The sequence below is a fragment of the Kineosporia sp. NBRC 101677 genome, assembly GCF_030269265.1.
Lineage (GTDB): Bacteria > Actinomycetota > Actinomycetes > Actinomycetales > Kineosporiaceae > Kineosporia > Kineosporia rhizophila.
In genome coordinates, this window is sequence record NZ_BSTA01000003.1 from 286,491 (window position 1) to 306,578 (window position 20,088).

Sequence of the window (20,088 nt, forward strand, 5' to 3'; positions counted from 1 at the left end):
TGTGCTCGATGAAGCTATCGGTGAGGGAGTCGCCGTCATGTCCGAAGCAGCAGAAGCAGGAAAACCCCGCGATACCACCGAAACGGAACCACCTTACGAACCACCTTCGCTCCACGAGCAGTCCAGGAACCAGCACCTGCCCACCGACCGGGTGGTCTTCGGGGTCTCGGCCGCGCTCGTGGTCGCCTTCATCGCCTGGGGCGTACTGGGCACCGACTCGTTGAGCGAGACCGCCTCCACCGTGCTCGAGGCGGTGATCGAGGGCGGCGGCTGGGCCTTCGTCCTGGCCGCCAGCGCCTTCGTGGTGTTCGCCCTCTGGCTGGCATTCAGCCGCTACGGCAAGATCCCGCTGGGCCGCGACGACGAGCAGCCCGAGTTCAAGGCGGTCTCCTGGATCGCCATGATGTTCAGCGCCGGCATGGGCATCGGCCTGATGTTCTACGGTGTGGGTGAACCACTTTCGCACTTCACCACGCCGCCTCCGGGAACCGCCGAGGCCGGTACGCCGGCGGCCCTCGAGGTCGCCATGTCCACCACGCTCTTCCACTGGACGCTGCACCCCTGGGCGATCTACGCGGTGGTCGGCCTGGCGATCGCCTACGGCACCTTCCGCAAGGGCCGGCCGCAGCTGATCAGCTCGGCCTTCATCCCGCTGTTCGGGCGGGCCCGGGCCGAGGGCGCGTTCGGCCGCGCGGTCGACATCCTGGCCATCTTCGCAACGCTTTTCGGCTCCGCGGCCTCGCTCGGCCTGGGCGCCCTGCAGATCGGGGCGGGCCTGACCGAGGGCGGCTTCATGGACTCGGTGAGCGAAACGCTGCTGGTGGTCATCATCGTGGTGCTGACCATCGCGTTCATCGCCTCCGCGGTGTCCGGCGTCTCCAAGGGCATCCAGGCCCTGTCGAACATCAACATGGTGCTGGCCGGGGTACTGGCGGTGGTGGTGTTCGTCGGCGGGCCGACGATCCTGATCCTCGACCTGCTGCCGACCATGATCGGCGACTACTTCGCCAACCTCTCGGAGATGGCCGCGCGCACCGCGGCCACCGGGGGCGACGCCACGGCCACCTGGCTGTCCGGCTGGACGATCTTCTACTGGGCGTGGTGGATCTCCTGGACCCCCTTCGTCGGCATGTTCATCGCCCGGATCAGCCGGGGCCGCACCATCCGCCAGTTCGTCGCCGGCGTCATGCTGATCCCCAGCTCGGTCAGCCTGCTGTGGTTCGCGATCTTCGGCGGTGCGGCCATCCAGGCCCAGCGCAACGGCCAGGACCTGGCCGACCGGGCGATCGAGGGCCAGCTCTTCGGGCTGCTGGACACCCTGCCGCTGGGCGCCGTGCTCGGCGTCATCGCGATGGTGCTGGTGGCGATCTTCTTCGTCTCCGGCGCCGACGCCGCCTCGATCGTGATGGGCACCCTGAGCCAGCGCGGCACCATCCACCCCACCCGCGGCGTGGTGGTCTTCTGGGGTGCGGTGATGGGGGCGATCGCGGCGATCATGCTGCTGGTCGGTGACGGCGGCGGTGACGCCCTGTCCGGCATCCAGAACATCACGATCATCATGGCGCTGCCGTTCATGCTGGTGATGGTGCTGATGTGCGTGGCCCTGGTGAAGGACCTGCGCAAGGACCCGCTGATCCGCCGGGACGTGCGGGCGGTCGAGGCGATCGAGGCCGCGATCGACTTCGGGCGGGAGAACTACGGCGACGACTTCTTCATGCCGGTCAAGCCGGTTCCCGCATCGGACGACGAGAGCAGGAAGACGAACAGCTGACCCGTCGAGAGGCTCCCGGCCGAGATCGGGAGCCTCTCAGCGCAGCACCACCGGATCCCCCACCGCAACGCGCCCCGGGGTGACCACCGATCCGTACACACCCAGACACATGTCCCGGTGACGGGCAACGGCTTTGAGGACCACCGGCGTCCTCAAACCGGTTCTGGGGTCGATATTGACGATGACACACCGCTTGTCACGCCGGTCGACCCGCATCACCAGCTCACCGATGCCGAGCTCGCGGCCCACCCAGCCGTCCTCCGGAAAGGGCTCGGTTCCGGCCGGCTCGATCAGTAGGTTGGGCCGGAAACGCAGCGGATCGGCGGGTTCTGAGCCCGCCAGGGCGCTGATGTCGGCCACCGTGCGGGTGGAGACCAGCGACAGGGGCATGCTGTCGAACGTTCCCCGGTCCAGCTTCATCACCTGCGCCCCGAGCTCCTCGGCCAGTTCCGGCGCGGTGACCTCGAACTCGGCACCGGCGGGCGTGCATACGAGCACCTTGGAACGGTCGGGATCCTCGGGTGACTCCAGCCGGGGGCGGTACTGGCTCAGCTGGTTGTTCTGACGCAACGTGAGCCAGGGGAAGCCGGCTCCCGGATGCCCCGGTCGCAGGAATCCCCACCGCCGGTCACCCGAGAGCCCGTGCCAGGAGACGTCAGCTGCCTCCAGCGCCTCCGCGGCCATCGATTTGACCGGGTACCGGTACAGCACCGCGACCCGGCCCAGAACGGTCGTCACCCACCGAACCCTACCGGCTGAGCGGGAGGGTGAACGAAGGCGAGCCGGTGAGGCGCTGCTTCAGGTCGACCGTGTAGGCGGTGCTGTACTCGGCCAGGAACGGGGCCGGCTCACCGCTGGTCCGGCGGTCGTCGGCGGGATCGTCGAGAGCCACCCGCAGGTGAGCGTCGGTGATCTTGACCGTCTTTCCGGTCGGGCTGGCCAGCCAGTCGCTCGCGGTCGGGATGCCCGGCTGGACGGTGCCGATCTCCACCGCCAGGGAGTGGCCCTTCTTCAGTACCCAGTCGGTGGAGCGCAGTTCGAAGGCGGTCCGGCCGTTGCTGAATCGCGAGACCTGCATGTCGAACATGACCGCCTTGCCTCCGGGAGCCACGTCGTACAGCTTCACCTGGACCTCGCTGTCGGTGTCGGCGCTGACGTCCATTTCGGGGGTACCGGTGATCCGGGTGGCCTTCTGCACCGGTTCCGAATGCGTCACATACGTGGACTCCCGGCCATCGTCCACGAATTCGCCTGTCTTGAGGCTCACTTCGGCCTCGGCGTCGGCGAGCGGCCAGGCGTCCTGACCGCGCCAGCGGCCGTTGCTGTCCTGGACCGCGAAGGTGGGGTAGGTAGTGTTCGGCTTCTTGCCCTTCAGATGCTCGTCGTAGAAGGCGAACACCTCCTTGAACCAGCCGCCCCGGCCCACCTGCAGGCGGCCGTCCGGACGCCGGTCGTTGGGCCGGTCGTGGGCCCACGGGCCGAGCCAGCCGCGCTCGGTGCCCTCGTGGTTGGCCAGGAACTCGCGCAGCCCCTCGGCCTCGGTGTTCCACTCGGTGAAGCCCTGGGTGAAGAACAGCGGGGTCTTCGTCCCGGCGGCCTGGGCCGGCAGGTCACGCGCCTCCCAGTAGGCCGAGTCCCGGTCGGCCGTGCGGTAGCCGTTCATGATCTCGGCCAGGCACAGCGGGTTCTTCGTCTCCCAGGCGGCGTTCTTGCGGTAGCGCTTGGAGTCGTCCGGCATCTGGGGCGAGGTGGCGATGGTGATGTACTGCTGGGCGACCTGGGCGATGGTGGCCCGGGGCACGCCGTCGGAGCGGAAGTTGCGGTAGGGCTCCCAGATCGGCTCCATCGCGACCGTGGCCTTCAGCGCCGGGTGGTCGGTGTTGTTGCCGACCAGTGCGGTGATCGCGTCGTAGGACTTGCCGTACATCGCCACCGCCCCGCTCGACCAGGGCTGCTTGGCGGCCCAGTCGATGGCGGCCTTCACATCGGCCTGCTCACCGGGACCGGCCAGGTCGTGGCAGCCGGTGGAGCCGCCGAAGCCCCGGGAGTCGACCATGACCAGGGCGTAGCCGCGCTCGAGGGCACCACCCTGCTCGATCAGGTCGTTGAACCGCGCCGAGGGGCCGGTCTTCTTGAACCCCTCGGGGCCCATCTGACCGGCGTGGCCGAAGTAGGGCCCCACCGAGAGGATGACCGGGAGCTTCTGCCCCTTCTTGCGTTTCTCCGGCAGCAGCACGTCGGCGTGCAGTTCGACCCCGCCGCTGGAGGGGAAGTAGTGCTGGCTCCAGACCGCTCCCTCGGGCACTCGCCCCTGGTCGGCGGCCTGCGCCGGCCCGGCGCACACGCCGAGCACGACCAGGGGTGACAGGGCGAGGGCGGCCTTGTGGATGCTTTTCACGGGCTCCTCCGGAACGCTCATTGCGGTGCTTCGGACTGACCCGGATCAGGCAACACCGTGCCGTCGGGGCACACTCCACCCGAGATCGACGTGATCCGGCTCACTCACGCGTGGGCGATTGTCCGGGATTTTCTTTCACGGTAAAAATAAGTAGCCGAACCGCCACCACCGCAAGCCATCGCCACCATCGCAACGGAGCACATCGTGTCGCACCCCGCCCCTGTCCATTTCCGCGCCGCGGGCGTCAGCCTGGTCATCAGCCTCGAAGGACCGGTCCCGGCCGTCCTGCACTGGGGCGCCGACCTGGGTGAACTCGACGAGAACGGCCTGCGCGCGCTGGCCCTGAGCACTCCTACCGAGACCCCCCACAACGCACCCGACCTCCCCCGGCGCCTCACCCTGCTCCCCACCGAGCGGGACCTGTGGGTAGGCACGCCAGGGCTGTCCGGCCACCTGGGCGGGCGGCGCACGTCGCCGCGTCCGGTAATTGAGGACGGGTCGACTCGCCTCAGTCACGACGCGGACCTGGGTAGCACGCTGGAAGTGCAACTGAGCGACGAGGTCACCGGGCTCGAGTTCGGCCTGCTGGTCCGGCTGACCCCGCAGGGGCTGGTGCAGGTGCGCCACCGGGTGCTGCGCCCCGCCGACGACCAGGACCCCGAGCTGCCCTACGAGCTCTCCGCCGTCACTGCTCTCATGCCGCTGCCCCCGCGTGCCAGCGAGATCCTCGACTTCACCGGGCGCTGGGCCCGTGAGCGCCAGCCGCAGCGCCTGCCCGTGGTCGACGGTTCGCACCACCGGCACATGCGCCGCGGCAAGCCCGGTCCGGACTCCCCCTACCTCACCCTGGCCGGCACCCCGTCGTTCGGGAACCGCACCGGCGAGGTCTGGGGCTTCCACCTGGCCTGGAGCGGCGAAAGCCACTGGCGGGTAGAGCGTCTGCCCGAGGGCGCCGGCGGTTCCACGTCGGTGATCGGTGGTGGCGAGGCGCTGCGACCCGGCGAGGTCCGGCTGGCCCCTGGCCAGGAGTACGTCTCCCCCGACGCGTTCTTCGCCTGGTCCGGCCGTGGCCTGGACGGCATCTCCGACCGCTTCCACCAGTACCTGCGGGCCCGCTCCAGCCACCCGGTCCGGCCCCGCCCGGTGATCGTGAACACCTGGGAGGCGGTGTACTTCGACCACAGCCTCGACCGGCTCAAGGCGCTCGTGGACAAGGCCGCCGAGGTCGGCGCCGAGCGTTTCGTGCTGGACGACGGCTGGTTCCTGGGCCGCCGCAACGACACCACCAGCCTGGGCGACTGGCAGGTCGACCCCAAGGTGTGGCCCGAGGGCCTGGCCCCGCTGGCCGACCACGTGCGCGAGCGCGGCCTGGAGTTCGGTCTCTGGTTCGAGCCGGAGATGATCAGCCTGGACTCCGAGGCCGCCCGCCGGCATCCGGACTGGATCCTCGCCCCCTCCCAGGGCCAGGGCGCCCCGATGCGCCAGCAGTACGTGCTGGACCTGACCAACCCCGAGGCGTTCGCCTACCTGGTCGACGCGATCAGCAACGCGGTCACCGCCTTCGGCGTGGCCTACATCAAGTGGGATCACAACCGGGAGCTGCACGAGGCGGTCTCCCGCGGCCACGGTGACGCCGTCGCCGTCTCGGCCCAGACCCGCGCCACCTACGCCCTGATGGACACGCTGCGCGAGCGTCACCCCGGCCTGGAGATCGAGTCCTGCGCCTCCGGCGGCGCCCGCGTCGACCTGGGCATCCTGGCCCGCACCGACCGGGTCTGGGCCTCCGACTGCATCGACCCGGTGGAGCGCGTCATGATCGACCGCTGGACCATGCAGCTGCTGCCGCCCGAACTGGTCGGCGTGCACGTCGGCTCCTCCCCCGCGCACACCACCAGCCGCGACACCGGCGCCACGCTGCGCTTCGCCGGGGCCCTGATCGGCCACGCCGGCGTGGAGTGGGACCTGACCAGCCGCAGCGCCGAGGAACTGGCGGCCCTGCAGCGCTTCATCGCCTTCCACAAGAGCGTGCGCCCGATGATCGCCCGCGGTCAGGTGGTCAACGCCGACGTGGCCGACCCGGCCACCACCCTGCGCGGCATGGTGGACACCGACGCCGCCCGGGCCGTCTACATCTGGGCCCGCACCACCACCTCGGCCTCGGTGTTCTCCGGCCAGGTGCAGTTCCCCGGCCTGGACCCGGCGCGCACCTACGCCGTGCGGGTGGTCGGTGACTTCGGTCTGCCCTCGTTCGCCGGGCGTTTCCACTCCGCCTGGGTGCAGCAGGCCGTCGACGGCGAACTGCTCCTGCCCGGCTCGGTCCTGACCACGGTGGGCCTGCCGATGCCCACCCTCTCCGCCCAGCAGGCCCTGGTGCTGGAGCTCAACGCCCGCTGACCGGTTACGGCCGGACGTCCCGCTGGAAATGCCAGTTGATCACCAGCGGGACGTCCCAGGCCGCCTTCCACGCCTCCGGAGCCAGGCCGCTCAGAGACCAGGGCCAGCCCGACCACGGCCCCGGGTCTTCTCCTTCGGGCTCGACCGGCCGGGAAGCCTTCGGCTCCTCACAGGCACGTACCTGCAGACCGTGGGCCAATGCGGCCCGCAGGAAGTCGCCGGGGCGGTGGCGATACGTCGGAACCAAGCCCGGACGTCCGTCGCTTCCGGTTGCATTCACGACCGATCCACGGAACACGCATTCGTGGTGCACATCGGAGATCACGAGATGCCCACCCGGGCGCAGCACCCGGCTGAACTCCCCCATCGCCGGCTCCAGCGCCGGCAGGTGCGAGAGGGCCAGAGCACACACCACGAGATCCACCGAGGCATCGGCCACCGGGAGCCGGTGCAGGTCACCGCGCACGAACTGGGCGGCCGGCAGTCGGCCCTGGGCCACCCGCAGCATCTCGGCATTGCCGTCAACCCCCAGCACGCGATGCCCCCGCCGAGCCAGATCCCTTGCGAAGCGGCCGGTACCGCACGCTGCATCCAGGGCTGTCCCGACGGGCAGACTTTCCACGACGCCGTGCACGAAGGGCTCGTCCAGATCGAACAGGCTGTTCGGGGTGTCGTAATGCGCCGCCCACCGCTGGTATCCGTCGTTGACCAGCCCGCGTCTCGCCTGAACACCGGGATGGGCTCTCAGCTGCGGGTCGTCGAGCAATCGCCGCACCTCGTCGAGGCGGCCGCGGGTGAACTCCTCGTCGAAGTCACCGGCCCAGCCCCGCAACAGGGCCAAGCCCTCCAGCCCGAGCAGGTAGGCAAGAGGGTGCTGGTAGATCGGCTCGCGCATCGGTGCTCCGTTCCTCGGGCCCGGCCGGTGATTTTCGGGTCCTACTGACCCGTGCGGCCGTCGAGGGCCTCACGCAGCAGATCGGCGTGCCCGACGTGCCGGGCGTACTCCTCGACCAGGTGGACCACGATGTCGCGAGCCTCGACCTCCTGCCCGTCGACCCGGATCAGCGCGTCGAGATCCAGGCCGGCGTAGACAGCCCGGGCATGGGCGACCTCCCCGCGCCAGGTGGCCCAGGCCTCGGCCACGACCTCGTCGGCGGCGATCGCCTGATTGAAGTCGAGATCCGGATCGTCCTCGGTGCGGTACAGCCGGGGCAGTTCGGGCTGTCCCTCGAAGACCCGGCGCGTCCAGGAGTGCTCGACCCGCGCGAGATGACGTATCAGCCCCAGTAGCGACATGGTCGACGGCGTCACCGAACGCGTCGCCAGTTGCGCAGCAGTCAGCCCCTCGCACTTGAGTTCGAAGGTCATCCGGTAACGGTCGAGGTATTCCGCCAGCACGGCCTTTTCGCCCCGCCCGGGGGGAATGGCCTCGCGAGGGTCGTCGCCGGGCCTCATCCACATGCCGTCGAAGCTCATCCGGTCAATCAATCAACTGAGCCGCACCCTCGACAAGTCAATTGTTGAGACGTCCGGGCGTCCCGTCGAGTGCACCCAGGCCCGGAAGAAGGTGTGCAGATCCTGGCCGGAGACCTGCTCGGCCAGGTGCTCGAAGTCGGCGGTGGTGACGTTCCCGCCGGCGTGGGTGCGGGCCCAGGCCCGGGTCAGTTCCCAGAAGGCGTCGTCGCCGATGGTGCGCCGCAGCGCGTGCAGGGTCAGGGCGCCCCGGTCGTAGACCGCGCGGTCGAACAGCTGGGCGCGAGTGGGGGCTGCCAGGTCGACTTTCCAGATCGGGTCGCTCTTGGGACGGGAGGCCACGTCGTCGGCCAGGGCGTCGACGGTTGCGCCGTACCGGGCACCGTACTCGCGGTCTGACCACAGCCATTCGGAATAGACGGCGAAGCCTTCGTTGAGCCAGATGTCTTGCCAGGTCGCGATGCTCACGGAGTCGCCGAACCACTGGTGGGCCAGTTCATGGACGATGGTGCTGTCGTCGAGGGTGGTTGCGTACACCGGGCGGGTCTGGGTCTCCAGGGCATAGCCCAGGTCGGCGTCGTTCACGATCGCACCGGCCGCCGAGAACGGGTAAGGGCCCCAGGTGTCGGCGAGGAACTTCAGGATCTCGGGCTGCAGGCCCAGCGCTTCCTGCGCGTCGCGGGTGGCCTGCCGGTCCAGGTCGCGGCTGACCGCGTTGAGCACCGGGATGCCCTGTGGACCCGTGGCAGCCTGCAGGTCGTAGTCGCCGATGTTCACCGTGGCCAGGTACGTGAGCATCGGGTCTTCGGCATGCCAGGACCAGGTGGTGCGCTTGCCCTCCTCCCGATGCCCACCCAGGATTCCGTTGGCCACGGCCGTCATTCCGCGGGGCACGGTGACGGTGAAGTCGTACGTGGCCTTGTCGGTGAGCACATCGTGCGCCGGGAACCAGGTGGGCGCCCCGTCGGGCTGGGCGAGCACCTGCGCCCCGGTGGAGGTAGCGATCCATCCGAAAGGTGTGCCGTTGGCGTCTACAGGGGTTCCCATCGCGCCCTCGTATTCGACCTCGACCTCCAGCTTCTGCCCCGGGTTCGGACCAGCGACCGGCTCGATGACCAGTTCGCCCTTGGTCTGACGGAACTGGGCATCCGCGCCATCGATGCGAACCGCCTTGGCTCGGGGCCCCCGCAGGTCCAGAACGATGTCGTCCAGCACGATGTCGTCCGGGCCGCCGCCGGCCAGGATGTCGAGCGTGGCCCTCCCGACGAGACGCCGCCTGGCCACGTCGTAGTCGAGATCCAGGTCGTAGTGCTGCACATCGAACTCGGTTGCGGCCACTGCTGAGGGCGGGTTGTCCCGTCCAGCCGAGTGCGACTGTGACTGCGGGTGTGACTGCGAGTGTGGCTGTGACTGCGAGTGGGCCTGTGAGTGTGACTGCGACAGGCAGGCGGTCAGACCGCTGGCGATCAGGGCGGCCACGGCGACGAGGCCCAGGCAGCGGGCTGAGGTGGCGGGTCGAGCGGGTCGAGCGGGGCGAGGCATGGAAAACTTTCTTGTCGGACGATGCATCAACCCTCGCCCGTGGAGGCATTACGTATCGTCCACCCACGGAGTGACCTGCTCTCCGCCCTCGGTATGACCCCCGCAGCCAGTACCAGCACGAATCCGGGCAATCACCGCCGGTCCTCGTCGGTCCTCGTCGGTCCTCGTCGGTCGTCGTCGGTCGCCGTCACTCGGAACGGTCCAGGTGGATCCCCAGATCGGTACGGCCGGGCAGGATGTCTGCGCGCAGGGCGCGGGTGCCGTCGTACTCACCGTCACGCAGACGCCGGAAAGGAAGTGCTGGCTCGGTGTCCAGGGTGCGCAGCCTTTCCCGTAGTCGCTTGACCTCCAGTTCACCCTCGGCCGGCGCCAGGGCGTCGGCGTCGTGAACCACGTGCAGGCCCAGCGTTTCGATACCGACGTACCAGAGCACGCCGTGAGTGATGGGGAACAGCAGAGATTCCAGATCGCCGCTGATGCCGCGCGGGCCTACCGAACGGGCGTCCTCGCCCGCGGTGACCACGACGAGAGCCTTGCGCCCGCTCAGACCGCCGTCGCCGTAGCGTCGGGGCATGCCACGTTCGGGATCGGCGTCCCCGTAGGCGAACTCGCTGGTGAGAACCCGGTCGAACCAGCCCTTCAGGATGGCCGGCGGGCCGTACCACCACAGCGGGAACTGGATGACGAGCAACTCGGCGGCGGCCAGCTTGGCCTGTTCGGCGCTGACGTCGGCGGGCGAGTGCCCCAGTGCGTAGGTCTGACCGATCTGTTCGGCGATGTTGCCGGGTTCTTCGGCGCGTGCTCCGAGGTCGCGGCGACCCAGAACGGGATCGAAACCCTGGGCGTACAGGTCGGAGGTCGCCACCTGGCGGTAGGCCGACAACTCCTGCACCCCTTCCTGGAAGAGCCGGTCGTTCAGGGAGGGGCGGCGGGGGTGCGCGTACACCCACAGCGCAGAACCAGGCGTCGGTCGGTGGGAAATGGTCATGACGTTGATTCAACGCCGCCTGAGTGGACGATTCCATGGGTCATCCGCCAGAAGACCCGGGCGATCGTCTAATCTGGGCCAGTGGATACGTTCAGCGACCTGATGCGTGGCGTGCGGGCCCACGGTTCCCTGTTCGGCAGCACGACGTTGAACCCGCCCTGGTCGCTGCACTTCGTTGACGGGGCGCCGCTGAGTCTGTGCGCCGTGCTGCAGGGTGGCGGCTGGATCGTGCCGGAGCAGGGTCCGGCTCAGCGCGTGGGGGCCTACGAGACGGTGCTGGTGCGGGGGCCGGGAACCTTCAGCTTCGTCGACGAGGTGGGCACGGCGGCTGTCCCGATCGAGTGCGGGGTCGAGTGCGCGACCCCTGAACAGGGCGGCACCCTGCACCGACTGGGCTGGCACGACCCCGGCGACGGCAGCCACGGTGTCTCGGGTCCGGGGCCGACGACTCTCATCGTCGGGGCCTATCCGGTGCACAGTGAGATCAACAACCGACTGCTGGAGTCGTTGCCCGTCATGCTCAGCGTGCATGCCGGCGGTGGGGTCGACCCCGTGCTGGATCACCTGGCCGCTGAGGTGGCCGTCGATGCTCCGGGTCAGCAGGTCGTGCTGGACCGTCTGCTGGACTGGATGCTGGTCTGCACGCTCCGGGCCTACTTCGACCGGCCCGGCGGCCGGCCACCGGCCTGGTGGGCGGCCCAGCGCGATCCCGTGGCCGGTAAGGCTCTGCAGATGCTGCACGCCGAACCGGCCGCGCCGTGGACGGTCGCCACGCTGGCCGAGCGGGCCGGGGTGTCCCGCGCGACGCTGGCCAAACGTTTCAGCGACCTGGTCGGTGAGCCTCCGCTCAGCTACCTGACGGCGTGGCGGATGACTCTGGCCGCGGACCTGCTGCGGGAAGAGCCGGCCGCCACCGTCGCCGACATTGCCCGCAGGGTCGGCTATTCCGACCCGTTCGCCTTCAGCGCCGCCTTCAAACGGGTGCGGGGCGTCAATCCCCGTGAGTACCGGCGCAGCAGCCAGGTCCCGGTGCCTTGATCTGCCGGTTGCCCGGGCTCCGGGTAGCGTCTGCCTCATGGAATACCGACGACTCGGACGGTCGGGACTGCGGGTCTCGACGCTGACCATGGGAACGATGACGTTCGGCGGGAAGGGAGGTTTCGCGGCTGTTGGCAAGACCGACGTGCAGCTCGCCCGGCGCCAGATCGACCTGGCCCTCGACGCCGGGGTCAACCTGATCGACACCGCCGACGTGTACTCCGACGGGCTCAGCGAGGAGATCACCGGCGAGGTGCTGCAGGGCCGGCGCGAGAACGTGCTGCTGGCCACCAAGGCGCGGATGGTGGTGGGTGAGGGCCCGAACGACGGTGGCGCCTCCCGCTACCACCTGGTGCGCTCGGTCGAACGCAGCCTGAAGCGGCTGCGCACCGACCACATCGACCTGTTCCAGATCCACGAGTGGGACGGCCAGACCCCGCTCGAGGAGACCCTCGAGGCCCTGGACTCGCTGATCCGGGCGGGCAAGATCCGCTACGTCGGCGCCTCCAACTACAGCGGCTGGCAGCTGATGAAGTCGCTGGCGGTGGCCGACGCGCGGGGCTACCAGCGGTACGTGTCCCAGCAGATCCACTACACCCTGCAGGCCCGCGAGGCCGAGCAGGAACTGGTGCCGCTCACCCTGGACCAGGAGCTCGGCATCCTGGTCTGGAGTCCGCTGGCCGGCGGCCTGCTGTCGGGCAAGTACCGGCGCGACGTCACCGCCCCGGAAGGCTCCCGGCACCTGAGCGACTGGAACGAGCCCCCGGTGCACGACGAGGGCAAGCTGTACGACATCGTCGACGCGCTGGTCGAGATCGGCTCGGCCCACGGGGTCTCGGCCGCCCAGGTCGCCCTGGCCTGGCTGCTGGGCCGGCCCGGAGTCACCTCACTGGTGATCGGGGCCCGCACCGAGGAGCAGCTGACCGACAACCTGGCCGCCGCCGACCTGAGCCTGACCGACGACGAGCGCGCCCGCCTGGACCAGGTCAGCGCCGTGCCGCTGCCGTACCCGCACTGGCACCAGGCAGCCACGGCGAGCGAGCGCCTGTCCCCCGCCGACCTGAGCCTGCTCAAGCCCTTCCTGTAGTGGGCACAGCCCGACGTCGCCGCCGTATGGGGTGGCGGCGCCGGGCTCAGCTCGGATCGTGCTCGGCCAGCAGCACTCCGAGCATGCGGACGAACTCCTGCCGCTGCGGGGCCGGGAGCGGGGCGAGCAGCTCCTCCTGCATCCGGTCCAGCACCACGTCCATGCGTTCCAGCTGTGCCGCACCGGCTTCCGTCAGCAGCACCCGATTACGTCGGCCGTGCTCCGGATCCGGTTGCCGCTCCACGAACCCCTGCTCGGCCAGCTGCGTGACCGCCGCCACCACGTCACTGCGGTCCATCCGGCCCCAGCGACCCAGCTGCGCCTGACTGGCCGGCCCGAACTCCTGCAGCGAGGCCAGGATCCGGTAGTGGTACCCGCGCGCGCCGGTCTCGGCGAAGCCGCGGAAGGCCATCCGGCCGACGTGCACCGCCAATTGCGAGATGAGCCAGCTCGGCTTGCCGGAGAGGCGGGCGGGGATCTCTTCCATGCACTTCACCCTAATGGTGTTGGCAAGACCAACACTCGTGCGTAATGTTGGTTGCACCAACACTCACCCGAGGGGGCCCGGATGTCCGAGACACTCACCGACCGGATCGAGATCGCCGACCTGTTCGCGAAACTGTCCCGTCTGCTGGACGAGCAGCGTTTCGACGACCTGCACACCGTGTACCACCACGACATCGAGGCACTCTCGCCACGGGCGAACTGCGCGGGCTCGAAGAGCTGACCAGCTCGATGAACGAGCACAAGGTCGACGGGGAGCTGCACCAGCACGTCCACGGGGACGTCCTGGTCCACCTGGACGGCGACCGGGCCGAGACGACCGCGAACCAGCTGGTCTTCTTCTACCGCGCCGGTGACCCACCGCACCGGGAGGCCGGACTGCGTTCGGCGGCCACCGCCGTCCGTACACCACAGGGCTGGCGGTTCAGCCGGATGCACATCCAGCTGCTCTGGCTGCGCAAACACTGATCGAGCACCGACCGCCCGAACGCGGGGCGGGCGATCCCTGCCAAGATGGACGATCGTGAGAGCGCGATACTTCGGCGGCACCGGCGCCTGGGACGACCCCCTGCGCCGGCTGAGCCGGTTCGACGGTGCCGTCTTCCACCCCGTCGAGCCCGGCAGCATCACCTCGCCCACCGTGCACGTGTTCATCCACGGCTGGCAACCCGGCCTGCGCCTGCTGGAACGCATGCACGCGATCGGCGACGTGGTGCCCTCGCTCCCGGCCTGGGACCCCCGGCTGGTCGACCCGCTCGGGCGCTCGCTGCACTCGTACCACGCTCATCTGCTGGAGGCCCTGACCGCGCTCGGTGACGACCACTGCGTCCTCTACTACTCCTGGATCGACGAGTCGGCCACGGATCTGGACGTCATGCTCGCCTACCGCTCCCGGCAGGCCACGCAGATCAACGGGCGGCGGCTGGCGATGGCCCTGCAGCAGTCGCTGGGCAGTGAGAACGTCCGCCTGCACCTGATCGGGCACAGTCACGGCAGTGCGGTGGCGGTCCACGCCTCGGCGGCGCTGGCGCGCCGGCCGGATCAGGTCACGCTTTTGGACGCGCCCGAGAACGGGGTCAGCCGGCTGAGCGGCGCGGCGAACCTGATCGACGTGGTGCTGCCGCGGATCAAACCCGGTCGTGACGACGAGCATCCGTTCGTCGACTCCTACGCCTCGGTCTTCGGCCGTCCGTACCGCCGCAAGCCGGGCCTGTCCGACGTGGTCGACGTGTCGCTCTACGGTGGGCTGGCCTTCAAACCGACGGTGGTCGAGGCGATTTCCGGCGCCCACCTGTACGCGGTGGACTGGTACGCGCTGTCGGTGCGCGAGGCCCACCGCGGCGTGGGCTTCGGCTGGTCTCCCCTGCAGGGGGCCGACGTGAAAGGCCTTTCCTCCTCGTACCATTCGCGCCGGCGCAAGCGTCCCCTTGTGCTACGCCGCCGCACCGACCTACCCCGGATGTTCGGCGCCCGCCGCAAGGTGCCGATGGTCACCCGCCCCAGCCGGATCACCGGCGCAGAGATGCACCTGAGCACCCGCCACACCGCCGCCGCCCAAGTGCTGCGGATCCTGCCCGGAGACGGCCTGATCGAGTTCGACGTGGAGATGACCGGCGGCGACGGCTCCGAGCAGGTGCACCTCGACCTCGACGCGGTGCCGGTCTACGTGGCCCAGGCGCGCTTCCCGGTACCCCGCTCGGGCCGCTACGTGGTGCTCGCCGACGGTGCCGCCGGCGACCACCTGTTCACCGCCCGCCTGGTCACCGACCCCAACGCCAAGTACGACGAGGACACCGACGACGCCCAGCCCCCTCGCGTCTCGGTCACCAACGTCAGCATCGTCTCCTGGCCTGACGCCGCCCTCGGCTTCACCTTCGAGCGCATCGCCATGACCACTTTCGTCACCGGCACGGTGGCCGGCGCCCTGGGCACCCTGTTCACCCAGGCCGGCCTACGCCTGGCCCGGCGCGGGGTGCGCATTCTGGTGGCGGTGGCCCGCTCTCAGCGCTGAGCTCCGGCGAATCGGACGGGCTTGGGTTGCCGAGCGCGCAGGTGAGCGGCCGGACCTCGGGATTCCCGCGCGGCGCACAGGTGGCCGCATTACACTTCGAGCGCGTGAACGTCCTCGGTCCTGAGCTGCTGCCACCGCCGTCGCGCGGCCCGGCTCAGACGGCTGCCGAGAGGTTCCCAGGCCCTGATCCGGTGCGGCCGGTCCTGCGCGATGGCTGATCCGCCCGGCCGGTCCGACCGGCCTGAGCAGATCTCCCGCCGCGAGCGGCGCCGACGTGAGGCGGCCGCGACACCCCAGACCCCGGCGTACGTCTGGCGAGGCCCGACCAGCAGGCCCGACGACGCACAGCCCGCCCGGCCCAGCGGCTCCGAGACTTACGGCCACCACGAAGGGCACGCGCCCGCTGCTGACCTTCCGTTCGACCTCGGCCCCGACGATCGCAGGTACGGCGACCCCCACCAGGGGTACCAGGACCACGGCCCTTCCGGCCGTAGCCTTCCCGACCGCGGCCTCTCTGACCGCAACTCTCCCAACGGCAGCCGTCCCACCCCCGGCTCTCCCGACCGCAGACTTTCCGACCACAGGCCCCCAGACCACACCTCCTCGAACTACCGCCCCGGCTCCTTCGGCCCATGGCACTCCGACCGCAACTCTTCAGACCGCGGCCCCTCCGCCCCCGGCTCTTCTGATCCCGGCCTCCATAGCCCGGTCTACGACGACCGTCCCTACCGGCCAGACCGTGCTGCCCGCACGACGAGGTCCACGTCTGTGCCAGCCGCCGGACCCTCACCTGGTGCGGCCAACGCCCCGCTGACCCGCCGCGCCCGGCGTGAGGCGGAAACGGCTCAGATGCGGCTGACCGAGGCCGCACGCCAAGCTCGGTACCCGGCCGAGGGGCAAGCTCAGTACCAGGCCGAGCAGCAGGCTCAGTCCCCGCTCCAGCAGCAGGCCCAGTACCGGGCCAAGCGACAGGCCCCGTATCCAGCCGATCAGGTGGCCCCAGATCCGGCTGACCCGTGGGCCCCAGATCCGGCCGGCCAGCAGGGCCCACATGCAGCCACGCAGCGGGCCCCGTATCCAGCCGACCCGTGGGCCCCAGATCCGGCTGAGCAACAAGCCCCGTATCCAGCCGATCAGCAGGCTCGGTATCCGCTCCAGCAGCAGGCCCCGTACCCGACCGACCAGTGGGCCGCAGATCCGGCTGAGCAGCACGCCCCACATGCAGCCAAGCAGCGGCCCCCGTATCCGGTCGAGCATCACGCCCCGTATCGGGCTGAGCAGCACGCCCCGTATCCGGCCGAACAGCGGCCCACGGCACGCACCGCCCGCCCGACGAACCCCCATGAGCGCGTACGCCCCGGGCGTGCAGCACCCTCGCGTGAACGCGCACGCCCCAGCCCTGCGCCATCACCCAGCGAGCACGCACGCACCGGCCAACGGGCTGACCCCCGCGAACACATCTCCCCCGCCGGGCCGGCCGGCCCACAAACCCAGCCACAGTCCTTCCGGCAGCCGAAGGTCGCGAAGGCGAGCAAACGTCCTTTGGTTGTTGTTGCCCTGATCGCCGTGCTGACCCTGGTCGGTGGGCTTACCTACGCGGTCGGCTTCCGCGGCGACGACCCGCCCAGCGTCACCACCAGCCCCAGCCTGGTCGACGAGAATCCGGCCGAGGATGGGCCGGGGCTGGCTCCTGGCCCGGACGAGAAGAAGCCTCAGCCCGTGCCGACCTCGGGCGCGGCGGAGAAGGTCAAGATCGGGGTGTTCCGTGGAACCCATCCTGATCAGGTAGGCGAGTTCGAGGACTGGCTGGGGCGCGACTTCCCCTATGCGGTCGACTACTCCAACCGCGACTACTGGGACGACGTGGCCGACCCCGGCTACATGCTCCGGGCCTGGCAGGACACCGGGTACCGGATGGTCTACGGCGTGGTCATGCTGCCGGCCCGTGACCGTACGGTCACGCTGGCCGCGGGCGCGGCGGGTGACTACGACCACCACTTCCGCCGGCTGGCCCGCAACCTGGTCGCGCACGGGCAGGGCGATGCCATCATCCGGCTCGCCTGGGAGTTCAACGTCAGCAAGATGCGCTGGGAACTGACCCCGGAGGACCAGACCGACTTCGTCACCTACTGGCGCCGGATCGTCACCACCATGCGTTCGGTGCCCGGCGCCGAGAAGCTGCGCTTCGACTGGAACGTGAACAACGGCGGGGAGACCTACGACTCGACCATCTTCTGGCCGGGCGACAAGTACGTGGACTACGTCGGGGTGGACGTCTACGACATCTCCTGGGCCGAAGACACCTACCCGTATCCGGCCGACTGCACCGGGTCCTGCCGTCGCGACCATCAGGTGGCTGCCTGGGCCAACATCGAGAATGCCACCTATGGGCTGAATTTCTGGTCCAGCTTCGCCCGGGAGAGAGGTAAGCCACTGTCCATGCCGGAATGGGGTCTGTGGGACCGCTCCGACGTCGACGGGCGGGGCGGCGCCGACAACCCTTACTTCGTCCAGCGGATGTACGAGTTCATCGACGATCCCCGCAACAACGTGGCCTATCAGGCGTACTTCGACGTGAACCCCGAGGACCGGGGCCGGCATCAGCTGTCCGGGATGCCTCGCAGCGAGAGCCGATTCCGGGAGCTGTTCGGCCGATAGGCTGCCGGGGTGCGGGTTCTGGTGGTGGACGACGAGGCGCGGTTCGCCGAGGGCATCAGCCGGGGGCTGGTGGCCGAGGGTTTTTCGGTGGACGTGGCCGACAACGGGATCGACGGGCTGTGGCGGGCCCGGGAGGTCCGTTACGACGCGATCCTCCTGGACGTGATGATGCCGGGGCTGAACGGGTACGCGGTCTGTCAGGCCCTGCGGGAAGAGGAGAACTGGACGCCGATCCTGATGCTCACGGCCAAGGACGGCGCCTGGGACCAGGTCGAGGGGCTGGACACCGGCGCCGACGACTACGTGGTGAAACCGGTGGAGTTCCCGGTGCTGCTGGCCCGGTTACGGGCGCTGGTGCGGCGGGGGCGGCCGGAGCGGCCCACCATCCTGACCATCGGCAGCCTGGTGGTCGACCCGGCCACCCGCGAGGTACGGCGCGGGGGTACGCCGATCCAGCTGACCAGCCGGGAGTTCGCCGTGCTGGCGTTCCTGGCCCGTAGCGCCGAGTCGGTGCGCTCGAAGTCCGACATCCTGAACGGCGTCTGGGACGACGACTTCGAGGGCGATCCGAACATCGTGGAGGTGTACATCGCGCATCTGCGGTCCAAGATCGACCGGCCGTTCGGGGTGGAGACCATCGTGACCGTGCGGGGGGCCGGTTACCGGTTGACCGCCGATGCCTGAGCAGCGGGCGGAACGCATCGGCTGGTGGTCGTTACGGGTCCGGATCACCTCGGCCACCACCGCGATCGTGCTGGTGGTGCTGGCGGCCGGGGCGGTCGGCCTGGTCGGGCTGCTGCGCTCCAGCGTGGTGCGGGCCGAGGCGACCACCGCCGAGCAACAGGCCGCCCAGATCGCGGCCGAGACGCAGGCGGTGGGCCGGCTGCCCCCGTTCGAGGCCGACGAGGTGATCATCCAGCTGCAGCGCGAGGGCCGGGTGGTGGCGGTCGCCGACGACGACTTCGCCGGTACCCCGGCGCTGCCGGTGCACCACGATTCCCGGATCGCCGAGCTGCAGGGGCGGCGCTGGGCGGTGGCGTCCAGTCCGGTGCAGCTCGAGCCGGGGGTCACCGGGCACGTCGTGGTCGGGCGTTCGCTCAAGGGGGCGGGCGAGGCTACCCGGTCGGCGAGCTGGCTTCTGGGCCTGGCGGTTCCGGCGGTCAGCCTGTTCGTGGCCGCGCTCACCTGGACGGTGGTGGGGCGTTCGTTGCGCCCGGTAGAACAGATTCGTTCCGACGTGGAGAACATCGGCAATGACGGGGCCGGCCGGATCATCGCGCCGCGCGGGCAGGACGAGGTGGCCCGGCTGGCCGTGACCATGAACCGGATGCTGGAGCGTCTGGAGAAGTCCCGCCGGGCCCAGCAGCGTTTCGTCTCGGACGCGTCGCACGAGTTACGTTCGCCGGTGGCCGCGATCCGTCAGCATGCGCAGGTGGCTCTGCTGCATCCGGAGACGGTGACGTTGCCGGGGCTGGCCGAGGTGGTCGACGCCGAGGCCGCGCGGCTGGAGGAACTGGTCAGCGGTCTGCTGTTGCTGGCCCGGGTGGACGAGCGCAGTTCCGGGGCGCTCCAGGAGATCGATCTGGACGATCTGGTGCTGGCCGAGGGAAAACGGCTGCGGGCCCTGGGGACGAAGGTGGATCTGACCCGGGTGGGACCGGCCCGGGTGCTGGCCGATCCGGCGCTGATGAGCCGGGCGGTGCGCAACGCGGCCGAGAACGCCCGGCGGCACGCCCGTTCCGCGGTGGCGTTCGAGCTGACCGACCATGGGACGACGGCGGTCCTGCGGGTGGACGACGACGGTCCGGGGGTGCCCGAGGAGGATCGGGAACGGGTGTTCCACCGGTTCGAGCGCCGCGACGACGCGCGGGACCGGGACAGCGGTGGTGCCGGTCTGGGTTTGGCCATCATCGCCGAGGCGGCGCGTCAGGCGGGTGGGTCGGCCCGGCTGGAGACGGCCCGGCTGGGCGGGGCGCGTCTGGAGATGCGGCTGCCTTCGGCCGCCGATCAGACCGGGCCGACCTGACCCGTGTTTCGGCCGGTCAGGGATACGGGTCCTTGGCGGAGTCGCCTCCGGACAGGGTCTCCCAGGAGCCGTTGGAGCACTCCGGGCAGGGCGGAAGGTGCTTGGTGGAGCCGACCTTCAGCTCGTAGCCGCACTCGGTGCACTTGTAGGTGCCGGACGTGACATCGCTTCCTGCGGGTACTGGATCAGCCATGTGGC

General features: G+C 69.8%; 19 protein-coding genes. 10 read left to right on the forward strand and 9 right to left on the reverse strand.

Translation table 11 applies throughout. The features are described 5' to 3' along the window. The first annotated feature begins 37 nt into the window (after positions 1-37). A complete protein-coding gene (locus tag QSK18_RS10695; RefSeq protein ID WP_232810582.1) occupies positions 38-1,771 on the forward strand; it encodes a BCCT family transporter in 1,734 nt (577 codons plus the stop codon). Between the two features lie 36 nt (positions 1,772-1,807). Here the strand turns inward: QSK18_RS10695 and QSK18_RS10700 are convergent, their stop codons facing one another. Both QSK18_RS10700 and QSK18_RS10705 read right to left on the reverse strand, forming a co-directional pair. Continuing rightward, a complete protein-coding gene (locus QSK18_RS10700) occupies positions 1,808-2,509 on the reverse strand; it encodes an MOSC domain-containing protein (RefSeq protein WP_285618322.1) in 702 nt (233 codons plus the stop codon). A gap of 10 nt (positions 2,510-2,519) precedes the next feature. Further along, positions 2,520-4,190 carry a CocE/NonD family hydrolase gene (locus QSK18_RS10705; protein ID WP_285618324.1) on the reverse strand — a complete coding sequence of 557 codons (1,671 nt, stop codon included), beginning with the start codon at positions 4,188-4,190 and terminating at the stop codon, positions 2,520-2,522. A 183-nt stretch (positions 4,191-4,373) separates the two neighbouring features. Between QSK18_RS10705 and QSK18_RS10710 the strand changes: the two genes are divergently transcribed. After that, positions 4,374-6,563, forward strand: a complete 2,190-nt coding sequence (locus QSK18_RS10710) for an alpha-galactosidase (protein ID WP_285618326.1) — start codon at positions 4,374-4,376, stop codon at positions 6,561-6,563. Positions 6,564-6,567: 4 nt separating this feature from the next. On the opposite strand, the gene QSK18_RS10715 is transcribed toward QSK18_RS10710, so the two are convergent. The 4 genes from QSK18_RS10715 to QSK18_RS10730 form a co-directional block, all read right to left on the reverse strand. Further along, complete coding sequence (locus tag QSK18_RS10715; RefSeq protein ID WP_285618328.1) at positions 6,568-7,458, reverse strand: class I SAM-dependent methyltransferase; 891 nt, start codon at positions 7,456-7,458, stop codon at positions 6,568-6,570. 41 nt (positions 7,459-7,499) lie between these two features. Further along, positions 7,500-8,039, reverse strand: a complete 540-nt coding sequence (locus tag QSK18_RS10720) for a DinB family protein (RefSeq protein WP_285618330.1) — start codon at positions 8,037-8,039, stop codon at positions 7,500-7,502. Positions 8,040-8,051: 12 nt separating this feature from the next. Then, positions 8,052-9,374 (reverse strand): M1 family metallopeptidase, encoded by a 1,323-nt coding sequence (locus tag QSK18_RS10725; RefSeq protein WP_285618332.1) that lies wholly within the window; start codon positions 9,372-9,374, stop codon positions 8,052-8,054. Between the two features lie 391 nt (positions 9,375-9,765). Then, the gene (locus QSK18_RS10730; RefSeq protein ID WP_285618334.1) at positions 9,766-10,566 is read right to left on the reverse strand and encodes an NAD(P)H-dependent oxidoreductase; all 801 of its coding nucleotides are present in this window, start codon (positions 10,564-10,566) and stop codon (positions 9,766-9,768) included. Between the two features lie 81 nt (positions 10,567-10,647). Between QSK18_RS10730 and QSK18_RS10735 the strand changes: the two genes are divergently transcribed. After that, positions 10,648-11,604: an AraC family transcriptional regulator gene (locus QSK18_RS10735; RefSeq protein WP_232810574.1), complete on the forward strand. Its 957-nt coding sequence runs from the start codon at positions 10,648-10,650 to the stop codon at positions 11,602-11,604. 37 nt (positions 11,605-11,641) lie between these two features. Continuing rightward, complete coding sequence (locus tag QSK18_RS10740) at positions 11,642-12,691, forward strand: aldo/keto reductase (RefSeq protein WP_232810573.1); 1,050 nt, start codon at positions 11,642-11,644, stop codon at positions 12,689-12,691. Between the two features lie 46 nt (positions 12,692-12,737). Here the strand turns inward: QSK18_RS10740 and QSK18_RS10745 are convergent, their stop codons facing one another. Then, positions 12,738-13,178, reverse strand: coding sequence for a MarR family winged helix-turn-helix transcriptional regulator (locus QSK18_RS10745; protein WP_232810572.1), 441 nt, complete (start codon positions 13,176-13,178; stop codon positions 12,738-12,740). A gap of 81 nt (positions 13,179-13,259) precedes the next feature. On the opposite strand from QSK18_RS10745, the gene QSK18_RS10750 reads away from it, so the two are divergent. Genes QSK18_RS10750 through QSK18_RS10760 form a run of 3 tightly spaced genes read left to right on the forward strand, consistent with a single transcriptional unit; the run spans position 13,260 to position 15,206 of the window. Further along, on the forward strand, positions 13,260-13,418 hold the full coding sequence (locus QSK18_RS10750) for a nuclear transport factor 2 family protein (protein ID WP_285618338.1): 159 nt from the start codon (positions 13,260-13,262) through the stop codon (positions 13,416-13,418). Positions 13,419-13,426: 8 nt separating this feature from the next. Then, positions 13,427-13,663, forward strand: coding sequence for a nuclear transport factor 2 family protein (locus QSK18_RS10755; RefSeq protein ID WP_285618340.1), 237 nt, complete (start codon positions 13,427-13,429; stop codon positions 13,661-13,663). Between the two features lie 55 nt (positions 13,664-13,718). Next, on the forward strand, positions 13,719-15,206 hold the full coding sequence (locus QSK18_RS10760) for a hypothetical protein (RefSeq protein ID WP_285618342.1): 1,488 nt from the start codon (positions 13,719-13,721) through the stop codon (positions 15,204-15,206). Positions 15,207-15,992: 786 nt separating this feature from the next. Here QSK18_RS10760 and QSK18_RS10765 read toward each other — a convergent pair. Continuing rightward, positions 15,993-16,490 (reverse strand): hypothetical protein, encoded by a 498-nt coding sequence (locus tag QSK18_RS10765; RefSeq protein WP_285618343.1) that lies wholly within the window; start codon positions 16,488-16,490, stop codon positions 15,993-15,995. Between the two features lie 258 nt (positions 16,491-16,748). On the opposite strand from QSK18_RS10765, the gene QSK18_RS10770 reads away from it, so the two are divergent. The 3 genes from QSK18_RS10770 to QSK18_RS10780 are packed head-to-tail and all read left to right on the forward strand — an operon-like array spanning position 16,749 to position 19,890. Continuing rightward, complete coding sequence (locus QSK18_RS10770; protein WP_285618344.1) at positions 16,749-17,864, forward strand: glycoside hydrolase family 26 protein; 1,116 nt, start codon at positions 16,749-16,751, stop codon at positions 17,862-17,864. A 9-nt stretch (positions 17,865-17,873) separates the two neighbouring features. After that, entirely contained in the window at positions 17,874-18,548 is a 675-nt protein-coding gene (locus QSK18_RS10775) for a response regulator transcription factor (protein ID WP_232810567.1), read from the forward strand. Then, positions 18,541-19,890: a sensor histidine kinase gene (locus tag QSK18_RS10780; RefSeq protein ID WP_232810566.1), complete on the forward strand. Its 1,350-nt coding sequence runs from the start codon at positions 18,541-18,543 to the stop codon at positions 19,888-19,890. Before QSK18_RS10775 ends, QSK18_RS10780 begins: the two co-directional genes overlap by 8 nt. A 16-nt stretch (positions 19,891-19,906) precedes the next feature. Here the strand turns inward: QSK18_RS10780 and QSK18_RS10785 are convergent, their stop codons facing one another. Beyond that, positions 19,907-20,083 carry a zinc ribbon-containing protein gene (locus QSK18_RS10785; RefSeq protein ID WP_232810565.1) on the reverse strand — a complete coding sequence of 59 codons (177 nt, stop codon included), beginning with the start codon at positions 20,081-20,083 and terminating at the stop codon, positions 19,907-19,909. Positions 20,084-20,088: the final 5 nt, after the last annotated feature.

What these genes read in the sequence shown, in the direction of transcription:
- QSK18_RS10750 (WP_285618338.1), top strand. Translation starts at nt 13,260, where the DNA reads ATGTCCGAGACACTCACCGACCGGATCGAGATCGCCGACCTGTTCGCG.
- QSK18_RS10715 (WP_285618328.1), bottom strand. Translation starts at nt 7,458, where the DNA reads ATGCGCGAGCCGATCTACCAGCACCCTCTTGCCTACCTGCTCGGGCTG.
- QSK18_RS10705 (WP_285618324.1), bottom strand. Translation starts at nt 4,190, where the DNA reads ATGAGCGTTCCGGAGGAGCCCGTGAAAAGCATCCACAAGGCCGCCCTC.
- QSK18_RS10720 (WP_285618330.1), bottom strand. Translation starts at nt 8,039, where the DNA reads ATGAGCTTCGACGGCATGTGGATGAGGCCCGGCGACGACCCTCGCGAG.
- QSK18_RS10730 (WP_285618334.1), bottom strand. Translation starts at nt 10,566, where the DNA reads ATGACCATTTCCCACCGACCGACGCCTGGTTCTGCGCTGTGGGTGTAC.
- QSK18_RS10745 (WP_232810572.1), bottom strand. Translation starts at nt 13,178, where the DNA reads ATGGAAGAGATCCCCGCCCGCCTCTCCGGCAAGCCGAGCTGGCTCATC.
- QSK18_RS10740 (WP_232810573.1), top strand. Translation starts at nt 11,642, where the DNA reads ATGGAATACCGACGACTCGGACGGTCGGGACTGCGGGTCTCGACGCTG.
- QSK18_RS10695 (WP_232810582.1), top strand. Translation starts at nt 38, where the DNA reads ATGTCCGAAGCAGCAGAAGCAGGAAAACCCCGCGATACCACCGAAACG.
- QSK18_RS10780 (WP_232810566.1), top strand. Translation starts at nt 18,541, where the DNA reads ATGCCTGAGCAGCGGGCGGAACGCATCGGCTGGTGGTCGTTACGGGTC.
- QSK18_RS10755 (WP_285618340.1), top strand. Translation starts at nt 13,427, where the DNA reads ATGAACGAGCACAAGGTCGACGGGGAGCTGCACCAGCACGTCCACGGG.
- QSK18_RS10785 (WP_232810565.1), bottom strand. Translation starts at nt 20,083, where the DNA reads ATGGCTGATCCAGTACCCGCAGGAAGCGATGTCACGTCCGGCACCTAC.